This is a genomic window from Paraburkholderia phenazinium (assembly GCF_900142845.1).
Lineage (GTDB): Bacteria > Pseudomonadota > Gammaproteobacteria > Burkholderiales > Burkholderiaceae > Paraburkholderia > Paraburkholderia phenazinium_A.
Genome location: NZ_FSRU01000003.1, coordinates 182,136 through 199,980 on the forward strand (window position 1 = coordinate 182,136; position 17,845 = coordinate 199,980).

Here is a 17,845-nt window from a genome sequence, read left to right on the forward strand (position 1 = left end):
TCTTCTTCGGATACCTGAACCGGTCAGCTTTCCACCACGTCCAGATAGTCCTCCGGACGGGTGCGGTCTTCGGCGTGCTTCATGCCCACCGCGCGCACCAGCAGGCTCACCACCACCGACACCACCAGGTTCACGATCAGCGACCACACCGCGGCATAGCCGGGAATCGCGAGGCCGAACAGGTGGATCGTGAAGATCGAACTGGCCAGCTTCAGCGAGACCGCCATCCACGTGCCGGTGCCGATCCCGACGGCCCAGCCGAGCAGCAGGCCGCGGTAGTCGAGCATGCGCGTGTACAGCCCCAGCACGATGGCCGGCAGCGTCTGGATGATCCAGATGCCGCCCAGCAACTGCAGCTGGATCGCATACGTGAGCGGCAAGCCGAGAATGAAGGCCACCGCCCCCACCTTGACGATCAGCGAAACCAGTTTGGCGATATTGGTTTCCTGCTCGTTCGTCATGTTGCGGTTGATGAACTCCTTGTGGATGTTGCGCGTGTACAGATTGGCGGCCGCAATCGACATGATCGCCGCCGGCACCAGCGCGCCGATCCCGATGGCCGCAAACGCCACCCCGACGAACCACGACGGGAAGAAGTGCAGGAACAGCGCCGGCACGGCGAAGTTCGGACCGAAGGCCTTGAAGTACGGCGCGAACTCGGGCATGTCCTTCACGCCCGCTGCGAGCGCCATGAAACCGAGCAGCGCCAGCAGGCCAAGCACCAGCGAATACGCCGGCAACATCGCCATGTTGCGGCGGATCGTGTTGCCCGACTTCGACGACAGCACGGCCGTAATCGAGTGCGGGTAAAGGAACAGCGCGAGCGCCGAACCGACCGCCAGCGTCGCATAGGCGCTATAGCCGTTCAGGCTCGATACGTCAGGTGCTTTCAGCAGCAGCTTGGCCGGCGGCACGGCGGCGAAGATGTGGCCGAAACCGCCCAGTTGCGGCGGAATCACGATCACGGCAGCGGCGATCGTGATGTAGATCAGCACGTCCTTGACGACCGCGATCATGGCCGGTGCGCGCAGGCCCGAGGTGTACGTGTACGCCGCCAGAATCGCGAAGGCGATGATGAGCGGCAGATCGCCGACAAACCCCGTGGTGTCGAACCCGAGCGCGCCGATCACCACTTCGATACCGACCAGTTGCAGCGCGATATACGGCATGGTGGCGACGATACCGGTCACGGCAACTGCCAGAGCAAGCGACTTGCTGCCATAGCGGGCGTTGACGAAGTCCGCGGACGTGACGTAGCCCTGACGTTTTGCAATGCTCCACAGCTTCGGGAACACGACGAACGCGAACGGATAGATCAGGATCGTATAAGGCAGCGCGAAGAAGCCGGTAGCGCCTGCGCCGAACACAAGCGCGGGCACCGCGACGAAGGTATAGGCGGTGTACAGATCGCCGCCCAGCAGGAACCACGTGACGATGGTGCCGAAGCGCCGGCCGCCGAGACCCCACTCTTCCAGATGCGCGAGATCGCCGCGTCGCCAGTGCGCGGCGATGAAGCCGAGGATCGTGACGCCAATAAAGAACAGGACGAAGACAAAGGTGGCGACGGGATTCATTGAGCGCCCCCCTGCGAGCTATCCGGCAAACGTTTTTTGGTCTTGAAGTACACCAGAGCCGTGATGACCGCGCTGATCAGCACCCACAGCAGTTGATACCAGTAGAAGAACGGGAAATCGAACAGTTGGGGTTCGACCTTGTTGTATGACGGCACCCAGATCATCGCGATCCAGGGGAGCAGCAGCAACCAGAGCCAGTGTTTGCTGGCCTTGTTCGCGGTGGCGTCGTGAGCCATGACGTCTCCTCTTTCCTTTTATTGATTTGTGTCCCGTGGTTGACGGGTGGCGAACCCGACGGCTGGAGGCCGGCCCGCGGCCAGGCCACGGGCGCCCCGAAAGCATTGAAAGAGTATAGGAGTCGCAAAGGTACGGTCAAGCAGGGACGACCCGAGGCCAAACCGTATGCACCGAACCGTGTGCGCGAGGCCGTGTGCCTAGATCGAGAATGAACCGTCCTGCTGCCCGGTCGACTCCTGCAGGCCCTTGATCCACTTGCGCGCCGACAGACCGAGTTCCGCTTCGATCAGCCTGGCACGCGCCTGCAAGGTCGCGAACGGTACGTCGAGCGCCGGACCCGAAAACGCAATCGCGACACGGTTGCCGTCGTGCACTTCAGGCAGCGCGAACACGCGGCCGTCGAAGGCTTCGTTCAGACGCTTCATGTTGCGCACGAAGCTTGGGTGATCGCCGAACAGGTTCACCGTCACCACGCCCGCGTCAGCCAGACACGCGCGCACCGCGCGGTAGAACGCCACGCTGTCGAGCACCGGACCGCGTGCGGTCGCGTCGTAGACGTCGATCTGCACCGCGCCGATCGTGCCGTGGTTGGCGCGGTCGTTGACGAAGTCCCATGCGTCGGTTTCGTGCACCGTCAGACGGGCATCGTCGTGCGGCAGTTCGAACATCGTGCGCGCCGCGACCACCACGGCCGGATTCAACTCGACCGCTTCGACCTTCGCACGCGTCAGAAAGCGATACGCAAACTTGGTCAGCGCCGCTGCGCCGAGGCCGAGCTGAACGATGCGCTTCGGCGTTTCGAGGAACAGCAGCCAGGCCATCATTTGCTGCGCGTATTCGAGCTCGATGTGATCGGGCTTGCGCAAACGCATCGCGCCTTGCACCCATTCCGTGCCGAAGTGCAGATAGCGCACGCCGCCCTCTTCCGAGAACGTCACCGGTGCGAAGCGCGGCTTGCGCGGCGCTTCGATTTGCGGGGCGTCGTCAAGGTCGTCGTCGCGCCGTGCGCGCTTGCTCGTGCGCGTGATTTTCTGCATTTTCTCGCCGGCATCAGCGGAGTCGGACTGTTTGTTGCGGAATGCGCGCGCTTCAGCCGAAGCGCGCTTGATCAGTTTCGTCATGGAGAGAGGTCGCGTCAAAGGCGCAATTTTGGTTCGGATGAGAGCATAGCATTCGCCAGACTCGCTTTTCTTTTCCGTGTAATCTGCTTCTTCCCTGCCTTCCGGATTTCGCCGTGACGTCACCGAAGCCTGCTAGGGTTATCGCTGCTCAGACCACCTCACACCTCACCACAAGGGATCCGCAAGCATGAGCACCATTCACTTCATTGGCGGGGAAAAAGGCGGCGTGGGCAAATCGCTCGTCGCCCGCGTGCTGGCCCAGCATTTTATCGACACCTGCGTGCCGTTTCTAGGCTTCGACACGGACCGCTCGCATGGCGCGCTGCTGCGCTTTTACGCGGACTATGCCGCACCGGCCGTGCTCGACCAGCACGACAGCCTGGACCCCATCATGGAGGCCGCCAGCGAAGATCCGCAGCGGCGGATTCTGGTGGACCTCGCGGCCCAGACGCAGCAGCCGCTCGCCAAATGGCTCGACGATTCGGATGTGCTCGGGATGGCGCAGGAACTGGGCATCGCGCTGACGTGGTGGCACGTCATGGACAGCGGCCGCGATTCGGTCGATCTGCTGCGGCAGTGGCTCGACCAGTTCGGCGGCAAGCTCAAGCTGGTGCTGGTGCTGAATGAACTGCGCGGCGACCGCTTCGAGATTCTGGAAGCGTCCGGCGAACGCGCGCGAGCCGAAGCATTGGGCGCCAGCGTGATGACCCTGCGTCATCTGCCCGATACGACCATGCAAAAGATCGATCAGCAAAGCACGAGCTTCTGGGCCGCGGTGAATCATCCGGACCGTGCCGCTACGGGGCTCGGCTTGCTGGAACGGCAACGCGTCAAGGTGTGGCTGCAGCGGGTGTATGGCGAGTTCGCGAGGCTTGGGGTTTAGGCTAGTGCAGGCCGGGCCTACCTCGCGCGACTGCTTGGGGTATCGGCGGCGGGCGGCTCGGTTAACCAGTCACGCAGCGCTAGCCACGCTTTGAGCTTCTCTGCATAAGGCAGCGTGTACGCAGGACTGCTCGAAGGCAGGCTGATGAATTCGACCCTCCCGACCGCGTCCTGCAGCGCCCGCATGCCGAGCCGCGCAGCCGTGCCGCCGTTGAACGCGACGGCGGCGAGATGCGGCAGCGACTCAACCAGGGCAAGCAGGTCGTTGCTCGCATGGTTGCGGATCCGGCTGTCCAGACTGCCTTCACGTTGGGCCTCCGCGACGACATCCCACAAGCCGACGCGATGACGCAGCAGGGCCTGCAGGCGCGTAGGGTAGTCGAAGCCTGGCAAGTCCTCTCCCGTGACATCGCCGATCAGCGACCAGAACCGGTTCTGCTTGTGCGCATAGTACTGCGCCTGCGCCAGCGAGACTTCGCCCGGCAGGCTGCCCAACACCAGGATTCGTGTATTGGCGTCGACGACGGGCGCAAAGCAGCGTTTCTGCGTCACGATACCTTCCCGCCGCGCTCATGCTGGGTCACCTGATGGGCGCGTGACGCCGTGTGCTCGAGCGGCCGTCCATGTTCGCGCGGATACGTCCGCTGTGGCTCATGCGCGGACACCGCGGGCGACGCCGCCGCAAGGTGCGCCCACAGTGCGGGCAGCATGCATTCGGTGACCATCAGCGGCGCGCCGTGGCGCTCGAACACCGAGCGGCGCGCGACCAGCGCCTGGGGATGCGAATCCACCCCGCCGATTTCGCGGGCAGCCAGCCGGTACAACGGATGACGCGCCGTGAGCCGGCGGCTCACCAACGCCGAGCGCGCGACGCTGCTGTCGCTGTAGAGCAGTTCGGCCAGCGGCCGGGTGCGCAAGCGGCGCATCGCCTGCCAGACGCCGACGCTCGCCGCCAGCGGCGCAATGCTATGCGCCGCGACGAACGGCGTGCCGTCCACCGACAACACCACTTCCCGCACCCACACCGGCGCGCGCGATTCGACGCCGAGCGCGGCGTGCTCGTCCGCCCACGGCATCGCGACGGCTTCGCGCGTGACGCGCACCGCCACCGCACCGAGCGTGCGCAGATGCGCGGTCAGCGAACCGCCGCGCGTGAGCCAGTCTTTCTGGTCGCGGCTGAAACCGGGTAAGGGCGCGACGCGCCAGTGGGCGTCCGCGGCATCGAAACGGATGAGCATGGTGTCGGATTATAACGGCGCTCCATCAGGATGATCCTCGTCGCGGGCAAGACATAAGGTTCCCCACGCCCTCGCGTCCGTGCTGACCGGCATCAATCCACTCGCAGCTTTCAGACAGGTCTTATTTTCCTCATACCGCCCCGCGCGATAAAAGATCGATGCACGACAAAGCCGGCGCGCCGCTCACTGATGTGTCACGGGCGCGCCATGTGATCCGATACTGTAGGAGGAGAATAAAGATGAGAGCATTCCTGGGCGCAACTGCGTGCGCCATGGCGGTTGTGGTGCTGGCGGGTTGCGCGGCGCCGTTGAATCGCGCCAAAGAGACTTCCTTGAACCAGGCCGTCGGCATCGAGGTGAAGCCGGTCGCCAACGGCGTGTCCGTGAAGCTGCCCGAAATCGCGCTGTTCGACTTCGGCAAGTCGGAGATCCGTCCCGACGCAGCGGCCGTGGTCAACCGTTCCGCGGTCTTGCTCGGTCGCAGCAAGAAGCCGATCGTGGTCGAGGGCTACACCGACAACGTCGGCACGCTCGAATACAACCAGCAACTCTCGGAAGCGCGCGCCAAGGCGGTGGGCTTCGCGCTGGTGGCGCGAGGGGTGTCGATGGAGCGCATTCGCACGAAGGGCAATGCCTATGACAGCCCTGTCGCGAGCAACGATACGCCCGAGGGACGCGCCCAGAACCGGCGCACCGAGATCCTCGTGCGTGGCGAGACGATGGATACCTTGATGGGACGCTAGTCGCATCGGCCCTCTGGGTCGGCATTCAGCGCGGCGTGCAACGCGCCGCGTGCATTGAGCGTCGTTCTATGCCTGTTTCACCCACGCGCCCTCTTCAGACGCGCGTGGCTTCCACGAATTCCAGCAGTGCAGTGCGCACCTCGTCCAACGGTGCATCCCACTGACCCAACTCCCGCTGCCGGAACAGACGCGCGGACGGATACCAGGGACTGTCGCTGCGCCCGATCATCCAGCGAAAGTCCGTGCAAGCGGGCACCATCACCCAGACCGGCCGTCCCGACGCACCCGCCAGGTGGGCGACGGCTGTGTCGACCGTGATGACCAGGTCGAGCGATTCGATGATCGCGAGCGTATCGGCGAAGCTGCTGATTTCGCGGCCCAGCAGGTGCATGTCGATATCAGCCGGCAGCGCGGCGGCCTCATCCTGGGCACGACCCATTTGCAGCGCGAACCACTGCACGTCCGACGCCCCGAGGAGCGGCTGCCATTGGCTCAACGGGATCGAACGATAACGGTCCAGTCCATACGCGGGATTGCCCGCCCACACGAGGCCGACGCGCTTGCGCCGCGCCCCGTTCATGCGAGTTCCGGCAATCACATCCAGCCGGCTTTCCCAACGCCGAACCTTAGCCTGCTCTACAGCCAGATACGGCATCGCGAGCGGAAGCATCGACAGCGTAAGCTTCATATGCTCCGGCATCCTCAACATTCGGCACCAGTAGTCGTAGGGCTCCGGCGGCGACGTGGTCCAGGCGGCATGCACGCCCACCGCGCCGCACGCCACCTCCCCCAAGGGGACGTCGACCCAAACGTCGACTTGCGCGCCTTGCCGGTTCAGCCAGTCCGCCATCCGCAGAAACTGAAGCTGGTCCCCCAGCCCCTGTTCGCCGACGAGCAAAAACCTGCGCCCCGCTACGGGCTCGCCGGCCCACTCCGGAAAACCCGGGCGCACCAGGTTTGCGTTTTCCGGCAGCGCTTCATGCCATCGGTATTGCTTCCAACCCTGCTCGAAATCGCCGAGACGCAGTTGTGTCGCGGCAAGAATGAACTGCATGCTCGGGTTGTCGGGCAGCAGCCTGGCCGCTTCGATGGTGTGCAGCCGCATCGGCGCAAATTCGCCGAGCATGTTGAACGAGAACGATGCGTTGTGATGCAGCCAGGCGTTCTGTGGATCGACGGCAATTCCCTGCTCGGCCACGCTGATTGCATCGCGGAAGCGATGAATCCCGTTTAGCGCAAAGGCCAGCCTTTCCAGCCCGGCGCCGTCCGTGGCGAAGCGCTCGCGAAGCTGGGCGAGTACCCCATCGATCTGCGCGTGGCGTTCGGCTTTCGACAAGGCGGCGAAGAACTCGACCGCGTCGGACGGCTCGATCGAATCGAGCGCGCAGGCTTGCAGCCAATAGTCTGCGGCATCAGGAAACTGCTCGAGCGTCGTGCTGATTCTGGCCAGGGCGCGTACGGCGTGCGGCAAGCCCGGCTCGCGCTCCAGCGCCATCGTGTAGTGCTGTTGTGCTTCAGCGAGACGGCCGGAGGCGCGCAGACAATCGGCCAGATTCCGATGGAGGCTGGCGGTGCCGCCCGTGAGGTTGAGCGCGCGATGGTAGAACGCCTCGGCGGCGACACGGTCGTGCGTCGCTGCTGCGAGTATGCCGCGATGCTCCCAGATGTCCGCCCGTTCCGGCGCAACGGTGAGCGCCTGGTCCAGATACTGGCGCGAGCGTTCGGTCTGCTGCAGTCGAAAGCAACTAGTGCCCATCCGGTGCAGGGCATGCGCATGCTGCGGTTGCAGCTCCAATGCGCGTTGGTAATGCTGCATGGCTTCAGGCGTCTGATTCGCCGCAAGGCAGGCGTCCGCGCGGGCGATCAGGATATCGAGTTCTTGCATGCCGGTCGACGAAGAAGCGGATGCGAAATGTGGATCGTGCAACGACATGGCCCCCTGCTATGCGCGGCCGAAAGCGCGTGCGCCTTCGTGCGGCAACGGCGAGCCTGCGTGCGCCAGTGCCCGCAAGCGCGCCGCCACCCGCTCGACCACCGGCGCCCATGCACCCGGCTCGGGCTGCCGGTAGAGTTCGACGGAGTCGTACCAGGGCTGCGTCTCTGCATTACCCCAGCTCCAATGCGAGACATGGTCGAGCATTGCCAGCACCGGACGGCCTAGCGCGCCGCCCAGATGCAAGGGCGCGCTGTCGATGGTCACGACAGCATCGAGCGCTGCGACATGTGCGGCGACGTCGTCGAAGCCGGCGTCATAGCGCCCGGTCAGATCACGTATGCGATAGCCCTGCGCCATCATGGCCGCGACGTCTGCGGTCAGACCCGGCGTGAGCGGATGGAACACGACGTCAGGCAGCGCGAGCACCGGCGCCAGCGACGCGAAAGGGATGGAACGTTTGCCGTCACGACGGTGAGTGGGGCTGCCGGACCAGACGAGCCCAACATGGAGCCGGGCCGGTTGTTGCGCATCCGCAGCCCTCACCCTCGCCTGCCATTGCGCGAGCCGCTGCTCGTCCGCCTGCAGATACGCTGCACCGCGCACCTGCTCCGGCTGCACGCCGAGCAGGTGCGGCATGCTCATCATCGGCAACGCATAGTCGGGCTTGCCGAGCGGGCCCGCTTCTATCGACACGCAATCGGCGTAAAAGCGTGCGAACAGCGGTTGCAGCGCCTCGCGCACCGCCAGCACCACACGTCCGCCTTCGTCGTTCACGCGCGCCGCCAGCTCGGGCAGAAAGCGCACCATCTGGATGTCGTCGCCATTGCCCTGCTCGCTATGGACGACCAGCGTCCTGCCGGCAAGCGGCTCGCCGCGCCAACGCGGACACAGACGCGCCATCACCGTCACCACGTTGTTCGCTTCGCGGTCGTCACGCCTCAGCCGTGCCTCGAAGCGCGGCCACGCGTTTGACCAGTCGCCACGGCGTAGTTCGAGATCGGCCAGATCGACGGCCGCTTGCACGGCGTGCGGATCGAGCGCCAGCGCGGCACGCAGCGTCGCCTCGCTTTCGGCGTAGCGCGCCTGCTCGCCCAGATACTGGCCAATCGCAGCGATGACGGCTGCGTTACCCGGCGCTGCCGCGTCGACGGCACGCATCGTCGCCTCGGCCGCCGCGGCGTCGTTACGCTGCCACTGCGCGTGACTCAACTGCCACGCCATCTCCGTATCAGCCGGATTCTTCGCAAGCACGTCGCGGCACACTCGCTCGACCGTATCCCAATCGCGGATCTCACGGTAAGCGAGCGCCAGATGCAGCGGCAACAGCGGATGAATCGCCGGATCGAGTGCGTAGGCACGCGCCAGCGCTTCACGTCGCTCGGCCTTCGCCTCCGCCCCCGGCATCGACGCAAGCGCCACGGCCAGCCACCACGGTGCGAGTACATCGTGCGGCGCGCGCTGCGCGTATGCGCGCAACAGATGCGCCGCGGCCGGATACGCCCGGCAGTGGTCGATCAACCAGGCCATCCATTCGATTGTTTGCGCCTCGGATTGCGCTGCAACGGCCAGTTGGCTGTAATGCCGCGCGACGTCCTGCTTGCCCTGCGCATCGGCAAACAGCGCGAGCCGTGCGTAACGGCGACCGCTCGTGGATTCTCCCTGCCCCAGCGACGCACTGTGATACGCCTGCTCGAAATGCCCCGCACTCGCGCACAGATCGGCGTGAATCTGCGGCGTCACACCTTCGTGCACCAAAGCGACCGCGCATTGCTGGGCGGCGTCATAGCCCTGCTCGCACAGGAGGGACCACACGAGGTACACAGGATCGGCCGGCGTGGCCATGTTTGTTTCGGACATGAGGAGAACCAGGAAGTGACGATAAGACGTCCGCTCGCCGCCCCAATGCGTTGAAGTCAGTTCAAATCTGCTCGGGCGTCCGAAGCCGGACCGCCACAGAATATGACTAAATCGCGCGACCTCATCTCATATTTAAATCTCAAATTAATGGCGTTGATAAATTTTACTTAGTAAACCATACTGATTTTTCGTTCGGCCGAACGTGATCCACCTCTTTACGTCGCATTCAGAAAAATCGCAAAGGAGTCGAAGTGAATCAGAACGGAAAAGCAACCTCCGACCGCATCGCGCATCTGGCCGCCGTCGTGCTCGCACGGCACAGTTCGTCTCATCTGGAAAAGGAACTGGCAGGCTCCGCGCTCGCGCAACATCACACCTCGAAACAGACGAGCGCGGCGATCGGCAGCCTGGCGGCCAAGGTATTGGCCGACCACAGCGCCTGCGTGGAAGCGAAGGAACTAGCGGGATCGGTACTCGCGCAGGTACGCCTGCACGAGCATGCACCGGCGCGTTGATCGATAGATATCAAGCGGCCTATGACAGTCGCCAACCGGCCTATATTCGATCAGTGACCGGCCGGTAAGCACTCAACAAGCGCCCATCAGGCGCCGACAAGGCAACGGCCCGTCCACGTCGCAACCCGGCGTGCGACACGCGCCGCCGCAACGTGCAAAAAAAATGCGCTGCCGAAGCAGCGCATTTTCTCAATCTACTGCCGCGTTAAAAACCGCGTCAGAACCGACAGTCAAAAACTCAACCCGCGCGAGCCAGCAACAACGCATTGGTCCGCTTGACGAAGCTCGCCGGATCTTCCAGCGCACCACCTTCTGCGAGCAGTGCCTGGTCGAACAGCAGGTGACACCAGTCGTCGAAGTTCGCGCTATCCGTATGCAGGCCCTTCACCAGCGCATGTTCCGGATTCACTTCCAGAATTGGATGGAACGAAGGCGCTTGCTGACCCGCGGCCTTCAGCATGCGCTGCAGGTAGCCGCTCATTTCGCCGTCGTCAGCCACGAGGCAGGACGGCGAATCGGTCAGGCGGAACGTGAGACGCACGTCCTTGGCCTTGTCCTTGAGCGCTTCCTTCATCTTCTCGACGAGCGGCTTCAGATCTTCGCCGACCTTTTCCTGTGCCTGCTTTTCCTCGTCGTTCAACGCACCCAGATCGAGGTCGCCACGCGCGACGCTTTGCAGCGGCTTGCCGTCGAACTCGTTCAGGAACGACAGCATCCATTCGTCGACGCGATCGGTCAGCAGCAGCACTTCCACGCCCTTCTTGCGGAACACTTCGAGGTGCGGGCTATGCGTCGCGGCCTGGAAGGTATCGGCGGTCACGTAGTAAATCCGGGTCTGCTCGGGCTTCATGCGCGCAACGTAATCCGCCAGCGCAACGTTCTGCTCCGGCGAGTCCGTCTGCGTCGACGCAAAGCGCAGCAGCTTGGCGATACGGTCCTTGTTGGCGAAGTCTTCGCCCACGCCTTCCTTCAGCGCCTGACCGAATTCCTTCCAGAAGGTCGCGTACTTTTCCTTGTCGGCGTCGTTGTCGGCGTTCGCCAGTTCTTCGAGCATCGACAGCGAACGCTTCGTCACGCCCTCGCGGATCGCCTTCACGTCGCGGCTTTCCTGGAGGATTTCCCGCGACACGTTCAGCGGCAGATCGCTCGAATCGACCACGCCCTTCACGAAACGCAGATACGTGGGCAGCAATTGCTCGGCGTCGTCCATGATGAAGACGCGCTTCACATACAGCTTCAGCCCGCCGCGATGATCGCGGTTCCACATGTCGAACGGCGCCGCGCCCGGCACGTACAGCAACTGCGTGTATTCGCTGCGGCCTTCGACGCGGTTATGCGTCCACGTCAGCGGATCCTGATGGTCGTGCGAGAGATGCTGATAGAACTGCTTGTACTGCTCGTCGGTGATCTCGTTCTTCGAACGGGTCCACAGGGCGCTCGCCTGGTTGACGGTCTCGTCCTCGTCCTTCGTGACCATCTCGCTCTTTTCCGCATCCCATTCTTCCTTCTTCATCAGGATAGGCAGCGCGACGTGGTCCGAATATTTCTGGATGATCGACTTCAGGCGGTGCGACGACAGCAGCTCGTCCTCATCCGCGCGCAGGTGCAGCGTGATGGTCGTGCCGCGTTGCGCGCGCTCGATCGTCTCGACGGCGAAATCGCCCTCGCCGGCGCTTTCCCAGCGCACGCCTTCCGCCGCCGACAAACCGGCACGGCGCGTCTCGACCGTGATCTTGTCCGCGACGATAAAGCCCGAGTAGAAACCCACGCCGAACTGGCCGATCAGCGCCGCATCTTTCTGCTGGTCGCCGGACAGCTTGCCGAAGAATTCCTTGGTGCCCGAGCGGGCGATCGTGCCGAGGTGCGAGATCGCTTCCTCACGGCTCATGCCGATGCCGTTATCGTCGATCGTGATGGTGCGCGCGGCCTTGTCGTAGGAGACGCGAATCCGCAGATTCGGGTCGTTCTCGTACAGCGCGTTGTTTTCGATCGCTTCGAAGCGCAGCTTGTCGGCCGCGTCCGAGGCGTTCGAAATCAGCTCACGCAGAAAAATTTCCTTGTTGCTGTACAGCGAATGGATCATCAGTTGCAGAAGCTGTTTCACTTCTGCCTGAAAGCTCATGGTTTCTTGTGCCATGGTCGGACTTCCTCTCTGTTTGTTGCGGTTGATTCTGGGCAGGCGTGGCCGGCGCTGTCTGAACCCCTCGGGCTCGTGCGGCAGGCACGAACCCGCGGCGCCGGCGGCCGGTCACGCGGCGGATCAGGCGGCTAATTGGGTGCTATCGGCGCGATTTCAAGAGGCGCGCCGTGCGACACCGTCCAGATAGCGGCACAGAAAGGCCGGCAGCGCCGGATCGCCGCAATTGGCGACGTTAAAGCGCGTCCAGCTCGAAGGGGACTGCTGCGGCGAAAACAGGCTGCCCGGCGTCAACAGGAACCCCGCTTCGTGGCCGGCGGCGGCGAGCATGTCCGTATCCACGCCGGTATCGGCCCACAGGAACATGCCCGCGCCCGGGGTCTGGAACAGCTTCAGGCCGGTCTTCTCCAGCATCCGCGCGGACTTGTCGCGCACGCCGTCGAGCCGCGCGCGCAGCCGCTCCACGTGACGCCGGTAGTGGCCCTCGGTGAGAATCTTGTAGAGCACGCGCTCGTTCAGTTCCGGGCTCGTCATGCCCACCAGCATCTTCTGGTCCGCGACGGCTTGCGCCACTTGCGGCGCGCCGGCGATGAAACCGACCCGCAGATTGGGCGCCAGCGTCTTCGAAAAGCTACAGAGGTAGATCACGCGCTTTAACTGGTCGAGGCTCGCGAGGCGGGTGGCCGGATAGCCCGGCGGGCAGAGGTCGCCGTAGACATCGTCCTCGACGACGATGAAATCGTATTCCTCGGCGAGACGCAGGATGCGAAAAGCCTGCGCGGCCGTGAGCGAGGTACCGGTCGGGTTCTGCAACACCGAGTTGATGACCAGCATTTTCGGGCGCCATGTCTGCACCAGGATTTCCAGCGCGTCCAGATCGGGCCCCTCCGGTGTGTACGGCATGCCGATCAGACGCGCGCCCTGCGAGGCGAAGCGCCCGAACATCTGGAACCAGGCCGGATCGCCAAGGATCACGGCGTCGCCCGGCTGCACGAAAATGCGCGCGATCAGGTCGATGGACTGGGTAATCCCCGAAGTGAGCACGATCTGATCCGGCGACGCACCGATTTCCAGCTCTTCGAGCCGGGTCTGCAACTGCTGGCGCAGCGGCAGAAAACCTTGCGCCGTGCCGAAACCGAGCATCTGCGCGCCGCTTTGCCGGCCGAGCGTGCGCAGCGCGCCGGTGATCAGGTCGCCGTCGAGCCAGCGGCTCGGCAGATAGCCGAGGCCGGGCCCGCGTTCCGGCCGGGTCGAAGTCTGCAGCATGTTGCGCAGCAGCCAGACGACGTCGATCGTGCTCGAGGCCGGCGCGGTCTCGGCGTTCTGCCGCCGCTCGCCGGGCAGCGGGGCGGCCAGACGCTCGCGCACGTAAAAGCCGGAGCCGCGCCGCGAATCCAGATAGCCCTGCGCGACGAGGCGCTCATAGGCCTCCACCACCGTAAAGCGCGACACGCCCTTGTCCAGCGCCAGCTTGCGGATGGACGGCATGCGCATGCCGGCGCGGAACACGCGTTCCTCGATGCGGCGGCGCGCCCATTGAACCAGTTGATCAACGAGGGTGAGCGACGAGGCGTCGTTCGGAGCGGGGATCTGGCCAAGCGCGTGGTCGAGGGCGGTAGACATAGAGGGGCTCCAACTGTACCGAACACTATCGGCCCGATTGTACCGTTACTGTGCAGGTAGGCGGCGTTACATTCGATCTGGAACAAGCCCGGATACCGGGACGGCGCAGCAAGCGGTTATGCTTACGGCCCCGGCATGCTTCACCCAGGTTTCATCACGATGCCGCAGGCCTGCCGCACTGCACTGCACCGCAGAATCCGACTCCGTTCACCGCTATGACCGCACACACGCTCCGACTCGACCACCTCGTGATTTCCGCCCGCACGCTCGACGAGGGCACCCAGTACGTCGCCGATACGCTCGGCGTCGCGCCGGCCGGCGGCGGCGCGCATCCGTTGATGCGCACCCACAACCGGCTGCTGAACCTGTGGGGTGGCGTGTATCTCGAAGTGATCGCGGTCGATCCGGACGCCGAGGCGCCCGCCAGCGGCGTCGAGGCACGCGCGCGCCTGTTCGCGCTCGACGACCCGGCAACCCAGGCGAGGCTCGCCGCCGGACCGTATCTGTCGCACTGGGTGGTGCGCGTCGAGCGGCCCAAGGATCTGCAGCGCTGGCAGGCGCAGTATCCGCAGCGCATCCCGCCGGTCGTGCCGATGAGCCGCGGCGCCTTCACGTGGGGCCTGGCGGTGCCGGACGACGGCGCCTTCCCCCACTGGCAAGGCGCCGGCGACGGCATCGTGCCCACCCTGATCCAGTGGGACACGCCGGATCACCCGTCGGCCATGTTGCCGGAAACGGAGCTGGCGCTGAAGTCGCTGAAGGCGCTTCACCCGCAGGCGGAGACGGTCACGGCACACCTGCGCTGGCTCGGCGCGGCCCACCTGATCGAGGTCTCCGGGCCGGTGGACGAGGCCTCCGGCACAACGGCGCTAGTCGCCGAATTCGATACCCCCAACGGGCTGCGCACGCTGAAGTAGTTGCACCGCCGCCCAGCCCGCCGCAGTAGAAGCAAAGGCGTCTCAGGCCTTATGAGCCGCGCGCAGTCAGGCGACTCGCGCGATAATGGAAGTTTTTGACGAATCTGATCCAGCACTAGCTGTCGAGGAAACCATGGACCAAAGCGACCTTCAAGCCCCCACGTGGCAACTTTCCGAACGCGCACGCAAGCTCACCAGCTCGGCGATTCGCGAAATCCTGAAGGTCACCGAACGGCCGGAAGTCATTTCGTTCGCGGGCGGCCTGCCGTCCCCGGCCACCTTCCCCGCCGAACGGATGCGCGAAGCATCGGACCGGATCCTGCGCGACTCGCCCGCCGCCGCGCTGCAGTACAGCGCCACCGAAGGCTACCTGCCGCTGCGCGAGTGGATCGCGGCACGCTATTCGGTCAACGGCGCGCACATCCGCGCCTCCCAGGTGCTGGTCACCACCGGCTCGCAGCAGGCGCTCGATCTGCTGGGCAAGGTGCTGATCGATCCGGACAGCCCCGTGCTGGTCGAAACTCCGACGTACCTGGGCGCGCTGCAGTCGTTCTCCATGTACGAGCCGCGCTACGTGCAGGTGGCGACCGACGACAACGGGCTGATCCCCGCAGCGCTCACCCCTGAGCTGACCGCCGGCGCCCGCCTGTTGTACGCGCAACCGAATTTCCAGAATCCGACCGGCCGCCGCCTGCCGATCGAGCGCCGCCGCGCGCTCGCCGAGCTGGCGAAGACCTCGCCGTTCCCGGTCATCGAAGACGACCCGTACGGCGCGCTCGACTACGCGGGCGAACCGCTGCCCACCATGCTGTCGATGGCGCCGGACCACATCGTGCATCTCGGCTCGTTCTCGAAGGTGCTCGCACCGGGCCTGCGCATCGGCTACATCATTGCGCCCGAGGAACTGCACTTCAAGCTGGTCCAGGCCAAGCAGGCCACCGACCTGCACACGCCGAGCTTCACGCAGCGCATCGTCCACGAGGTCGTGAAAGACGGCTTCCTCGACACGCACGTGCCCACCATCCGCGCGCTGTACCGCGACCAGTGCGCGGCCATGCTGGCGGCGCTCGAACGCTTCATGCCGCAAGGCGTGAGCTGGAACCGTCCCGAAGGTGGTATGTTCGTGTGGGTGACCTTGCCCGCACACATCGACAGCATGAAGCTGCTCGAAGAAGCGGTTGCTCAGAATGTTGCCTTCGTGCCGGGCGGTCCGTTCTATGCCAACGAGGCTCAGCAGAACACGCTGCGCCTGTCGTTCGTGACGGTGCCGCCGGCCAAGATCGACGAAGGCGTGGCACGCCTCGCGGAACTGATCCGCGCCCGCGTTTGAATCCGCCCGCCCCTCTTTCCCCTATCGACAAGGACATGCCATGACTCAAGCGAACGTGTATGACAAGCTGAAGGAACTGGGCATCGAACTGCCCACCGCCGGCGCACCCGCAGCGGCTTACGTGATGAGCGCACAGAGCGGCAACACGGTGTACCTGTCGGGCCACATTGCCAAGAAGGACGGCAAGGTGTGGACCGGCAAGCTCGGCGCCAGCCTCGGCACGGAGGAAGGCAAGGCGGCGGCCCGCTCGATCGCCATCGACCTGTTGGCCACGCTGCACGCTCACGTGGGCGACCTGAACCGCGTCACGCGCATCGTCAAGCTGATGAGCCTCGTGAACTCGACGCTCGAGTTCACCGAGCAGCATCTGGTCACCAACGGCGCATCCGAACTGATCGCCGACGTGTTCGGCGAACGCGGCAAGCATGCCCGCTCGGCCTTCGGCGTCGCACAGATTCCGCTGGGCGCCTGCGTCGAGATCGAGTTGATCGCGGAAGTCGCATAAGCCTTCCGGTCGGTCTGTTAGCTGTCACGCGTCGTGCGGTGCTGAGTCGCCCACGGCGCGTTTTGTTTGGCGGCGCTCAATCGCCGATGCCGCGCCAGTGCTTTCGCCGCTTCACATTTTTTTAATAACGTTATTCCGCCTTGAGTCAATCAGGCCAATAAAAACACTCAAAAACTCCACAAAAAATAATTCGCCGCCGGTGGCTGGAACCCCAATCCCACAGTAGAATCGGCGCGTCGTGCCACTCAATTGCTAACGAGTCCCATGTCCGCTCGCACTGTCCGCTTCAAACAAGTCGACGTCTTCACTGCGGTGCCGTTCAAGGGCAATCCGCTGGCCGTCGTATTCGACGCAGACGGCCTCGACGACGCCCAGATGCAGGCCATCGCCCGCTGGACGAATCTGTCGGAGACCACCTTCCTCGTAAAGCCGAGCGAGCCGGCCGCGGACTATCACGTGCGCATCTTCACCACCCACGGCGAATTGCCGTTCGCGGGCCATCCCACGCTGGGCACGGCTCACGCACTGCTCGAAAGCGGCTATCAGCCCAAGGTGCCCGGCAAACTGCTTCAGCAATGCGGCGCCGGTCTCGTCGAACTGCGCGCTCAGGAAGGCGGCGCATGGGCCTTCGCCGCACCGCCTGCACGCGTCACGCCCTTGCTGGCAGACTGGTACGCAACGCTCGCCGAGGCACTGCAAAGCGACGCCATCGATTTCACGGCCCCACCCTGCGGCATCGATAACGGCGCACCGTGGCTTGTCGTGCGGGTCAAGTCGGCGGCAGCGTGTCTCGCCATCAAGCCGGATGCCGACACCCTCGCACGTGTCGTCGAAGCGGTCGGCACGCATGGCGTCGCCGTCTACGGTCCGCACGACGCCGACGGTCCCGCCACGTTCGAAGTACGCTGCCTGATGGTGGGCGGCAATCTCGGAGTCGGCGAAGATCCGGTCACGGGCAGTGCGAACGCTGCGCTCGCCGGACTGCTGAGCGCGCAGCAACGGCGCCCGGGCCTTGCATACACGGTACGCCAGGGCACGGCCATTGGCCGGGCGGGCCAGGTGTCCGTGAGCTATGACGACGCAGCAGGAAAGACATGGATAGGCGGCGCTTCGGTCACAGTGGTCGACGGCACGTTTAGACTGCCCTAACGCACGAAGCCGGGCAGTAATGAGCGTCGCGCACATTGCATGCAAAAAACCCGCGTGCGTCGATTGCCCATTTGAACCCCG

At 64.5% G+C, this 17,845-nt stretch carries 16 protein-coding genes; 7 read left to right on the plus strand and 9 right to left on the minus strand.

The genetic code is table 11. From position 1 onward, the window contains the following. Positions 1 to 23: 23 nt before the first annotated feature. The 3 genes from mctP to BUS12_RS34425 all read right to left on the minus strand — a co-directional run bounded on the left by mctP (position 24) and on the right by BUS12_RS34425 (position 2,932). Positions 24 to 1,574, minus strand: coding sequence for a monocarboxylate uptake permease MctP (gene mctP / locus BUS12_RS34415; RefSeq protein WP_074301987.1), 1,551 nt, complete (start codon positions 1,572 to 1,574; stop codon positions 24 to 26). Beyond that, positions 1,571 to 1,810 (minus strand): DUF3311 domain-containing protein, encoded by a 240-nt coding sequence (locus tag BUS12_RS34420; RefSeq protein WP_074301988.1) that lies wholly within the window; start codon positions 1,808 to 1,810, stop codon positions 1,571 to 1,573. The genes mctP and BUS12_RS34420 overlap by 4 nt, the downstream gene beginning before the upstream one ends. Before the next feature lie 198 nt (positions 1,811 to 2,008). Continuing rightward, positions 2,009 to 2,932, minus strand: a complete 924-nt coding sequence (locus BUS12_RS34425) for a class I SAM-dependent methyltransferase (protein WP_074301989.1) — start codon at positions 2,930 to 2,932, stop codon at positions 2,009 to 2,011. A gap of 187 nt (positions 2,933 to 3,119) precedes the next feature. On the opposite strand from BUS12_RS34425, the gene BUS12_RS34430 reads away from it, so the two are divergent. Further along, positions 3,120 to 3,815, plus strand: a complete 696-nt coding sequence (locus BUS12_RS34430; RefSeq protein ID WP_074301990.1) for a P-loop NTPase family protein — start codon at positions 3,120 to 3,122, stop codon at positions 3,813 to 3,815. Positions 3,816 to 3,832: 17 nt separating this feature from the next. On the opposite strand, the gene BUS12_RS34435 is transcribed toward BUS12_RS34430, so the two are convergent. Both BUS12_RS34435 and BUS12_RS34440 read right to left on the minus strand, forming a co-directional pair. Further along, positions 3,833 to 4,366, minus strand: coding sequence for a DNA-deoxyinosine glycosylase (locus BUS12_RS34435; protein WP_074301991.1), 534 nt, complete (start codon positions 4,364 to 4,366; stop codon positions 3,833 to 3,835). Continuing rightward, on the minus strand, positions 4,363 to 5,052 hold the full coding sequence (locus BUS12_RS34440) for a chorismate--pyruvate lyase family protein (protein ID WP_074301992.1): 690 nt from the start codon (positions 5,050 to 5,052) through the stop codon (positions 4,363 to 4,365). The genes BUS12_RS34435 and BUS12_RS34440 overlap by 4 nt, the downstream gene beginning before the upstream one ends. 239 nt (positions 5,053 to 5,291) lie before the next feature. Here BUS12_RS34440 and BUS12_RS34445 point away from each other — a divergent pair, with 239 nt between their 5' ends. Then, positions 5,292 to 5,795, plus strand: a complete 504-nt coding sequence (locus BUS12_RS34445) for an OmpA family protein (RefSeq protein ID WP_074301993.1) — start codon at positions 5,292 to 5,294, stop codon at positions 5,793 to 5,795. Positions 5,796 to 5,889: 94 nt separating this feature from the next. On the opposite strand, the gene BUS12_RS34450 is transcribed toward BUS12_RS34445, so the two are convergent. Further along, positions 5,890 to 7,728, minus strand: a complete 1,839-nt coding sequence (locus BUS12_RS34450; protein ID WP_074301994.1) for a tetratricopeptide repeat protein — start codon at positions 7,726 to 7,728, stop codon at positions 5,890 to 5,892. A 9-nt stretch (positions 7,729 to 7,737) separates the two neighbouring features. Then, positions 7,738 to 9,588 carry a glycosyltransferase family 9 protein gene (locus BUS12_RS34455; protein WP_074301995.1) on the minus strand — a complete coding sequence of 617 codons (1,851 nt, stop codon included), beginning with the start codon at positions 9,586 to 9,588 and terminating at the stop codon, positions 7,738 to 7,740. 251 nt (positions 9,589 to 9,839) lie between these two features. On the opposite strand from BUS12_RS34455, the gene BUS12_RS34460 reads away from it, so the two are divergent. After that, positions 9,840 to 10,103, plus strand: coding sequence for a hypothetical protein (locus tag BUS12_RS34460; protein WP_074301996.1), 264 nt, complete (start codon positions 9,840 to 9,842; stop codon positions 10,101 to 10,103). 238 nt (positions 10,104 to 10,341) lie between these two features. Here the strand turns inward: BUS12_RS34460 and htpG are convergent, their stop codons facing one another. Beyond that, positions 10,342 to 12,240 (minus strand): molecular chaperone HtpG, encoded by a 1,899-nt coding sequence (gene htpG / locus BUS12_RS34465; RefSeq protein ID WP_074301997.1) that lies wholly within the window; start codon positions 12,238 to 12,240, stop codon positions 10,342 to 10,344. 156 nt (positions 12,241 to 12,396) lie between these two features. Continuing rightward, complete coding sequence (locus BUS12_RS34470) at positions 12,397 to 13,863, minus strand: aminotransferase-like domain-containing protein (RefSeq protein ID WP_074301998.1); 1,467 nt, start codon at positions 13,861 to 13,863, stop codon at positions 12,397 to 12,399. A 215-nt stretch (positions 13,864 to 14,078) separates the two neighbouring features. Between BUS12_RS34470 and BUS12_RS34475 the strand changes: the two genes are divergently transcribed. The 4 genes from BUS12_RS34475 to BUS12_RS34490 all read left to right on the plus strand — a co-directional run bounded on the left by BUS12_RS34475 (position 14,079) and on the right by BUS12_RS34490 (position 17,764). After that, positions 14,079 to 14,780: a VOC family protein gene (locus tag BUS12_RS34475; protein WP_074301999.1), complete on the plus strand. Its 702-nt coding sequence runs from the start codon at positions 14,079 to 14,081 to the stop codon at positions 14,778 to 14,780. A 133-nt stretch (positions 14,781 to 14,913) separates the two neighbouring features. Then, positions 14,914 to 16,110 (plus strand): aminotransferase-like domain-containing protein, encoded by a 1,197-nt coding sequence (locus tag BUS12_RS34480; RefSeq protein WP_074302000.1) that lies wholly within the window; start codon positions 14,914 to 14,916, stop codon positions 16,108 to 16,110. Positions 16,111 to 16,150: 40 nt separating this feature from the next. After that, positions 16,151 to 16,615: a RidA family protein gene (locus tag BUS12_RS34485; RefSeq protein ID WP_074302001.1), complete on the plus strand. Its 465-nt coding sequence runs from the start codon at positions 16,151 to 16,153 to the stop codon at positions 16,613 to 16,615. A 264-nt stretch (positions 16,616 to 16,879) separates the two neighbouring features. Next, positions 16,880 to 17,764: a PhzF family phenazine biosynthesis protein gene (locus BUS12_RS34490; protein WP_074302002.1), complete on the plus strand. Its 885-nt coding sequence runs from the start codon at positions 16,880 to 16,882 to the stop codon at positions 17,762 to 17,764. Positions 17,765 to 17,845: the final 81 nt, after the last annotated feature.

Bases quoted from the DNA above. Each gene is read 5' to 3' on its own strand.
- BUS12_RS34450 (WP_074301994.1), bottom strand. From the start codon at position 7,728: ATGTCGTTGCACGATCCACATTTCGCATCCGCTTCTTCGTCGACCGGC.
- BUS12_RS34490 (WP_074302002.1), top strand. From the start codon at position 16,880: ATGTCCGCTCGCACTGTCCGCTTCAAACAAGTCGACGTCTTCACTGCG.
- htpG (WP_074301997.1), bottom strand. From the start codon at position 12,240: ATGGCACAAGAAACCATGAGCTTTCAGGCAGAAGTGAAACAGCTTCTG.
- BUS12_RS34440 (WP_074301992.1), bottom strand. From the start codon at position 5,052: ATGCTCATCCGTTTCGATGCCGCGGACGCCCACTGGCGCGTCGCGCCC.
- BUS12_RS34455 (WP_074301995.1), bottom strand. From the start codon at position 9,588: ATGTCCGAAACAAACATGGCCACGCCGGCCGATCCTGTGTACCTCGTG.
- BUS12_RS34470 (WP_074301998.1), bottom strand. From the start codon at position 13,863: ATGTCTACCGCCCTCGACCACGCGCTTGGCCAGATCCCCGCTCCGAAC.
- BUS12_RS34475 (WP_074301999.1), top strand. From the start codon at position 14,079: ATGACCGCACACACGCTCCGACTCGACCACCTCGTGATTTCCGCCCGC.
- BUS12_RS34425 (WP_074301989.1), bottom strand. From the start codon at position 2,932: ATGACGAAACTGATCAAGCGCGCTTCGGCTGAAGCGCGCGCATTCCGC.
- BUS12_RS34445 (WP_074301993.1), top strand. From the start codon at position 5,292: ATGAGAGCATTCCTGGGCGCAACTGCGTGCGCCATGGCGGTTGTGGTG.
- BUS12_RS34430 (WP_074301990.1), top strand. From the start codon at position 3,120: ATGAGCACCATTCACTTCATTGGCGGGGAAAAAGGCGGCGTGGGCAAA.
- BUS12_RS34480 (WP_074302000.1), top strand. From the start codon at position 14,914: ATGGACCAAAGCGACCTTCAAGCCCCCACGTGGCAACTTTCCGAACGC.
- BUS12_RS34485 (WP_074302001.1), top strand. From the start codon at position 16,151: ATGACTCAAGCGAACGTGTATGACAAGCTGAAGGAACTGGGCATCGAA.
- mctP (WP_074301987.1), bottom strand. From the start codon at position 1,574: ATGAATCCCGTCGCCACCTTTGTCTTCGTCCTGTTCTTTATTGGCGTC.
- BUS12_RS34420 (WP_074301988.1), bottom strand. From the start codon at position 1,810: ATGGCTCACGACGCCACCGCGAACAAGGCCAGCAAACACTGGCTCTGG.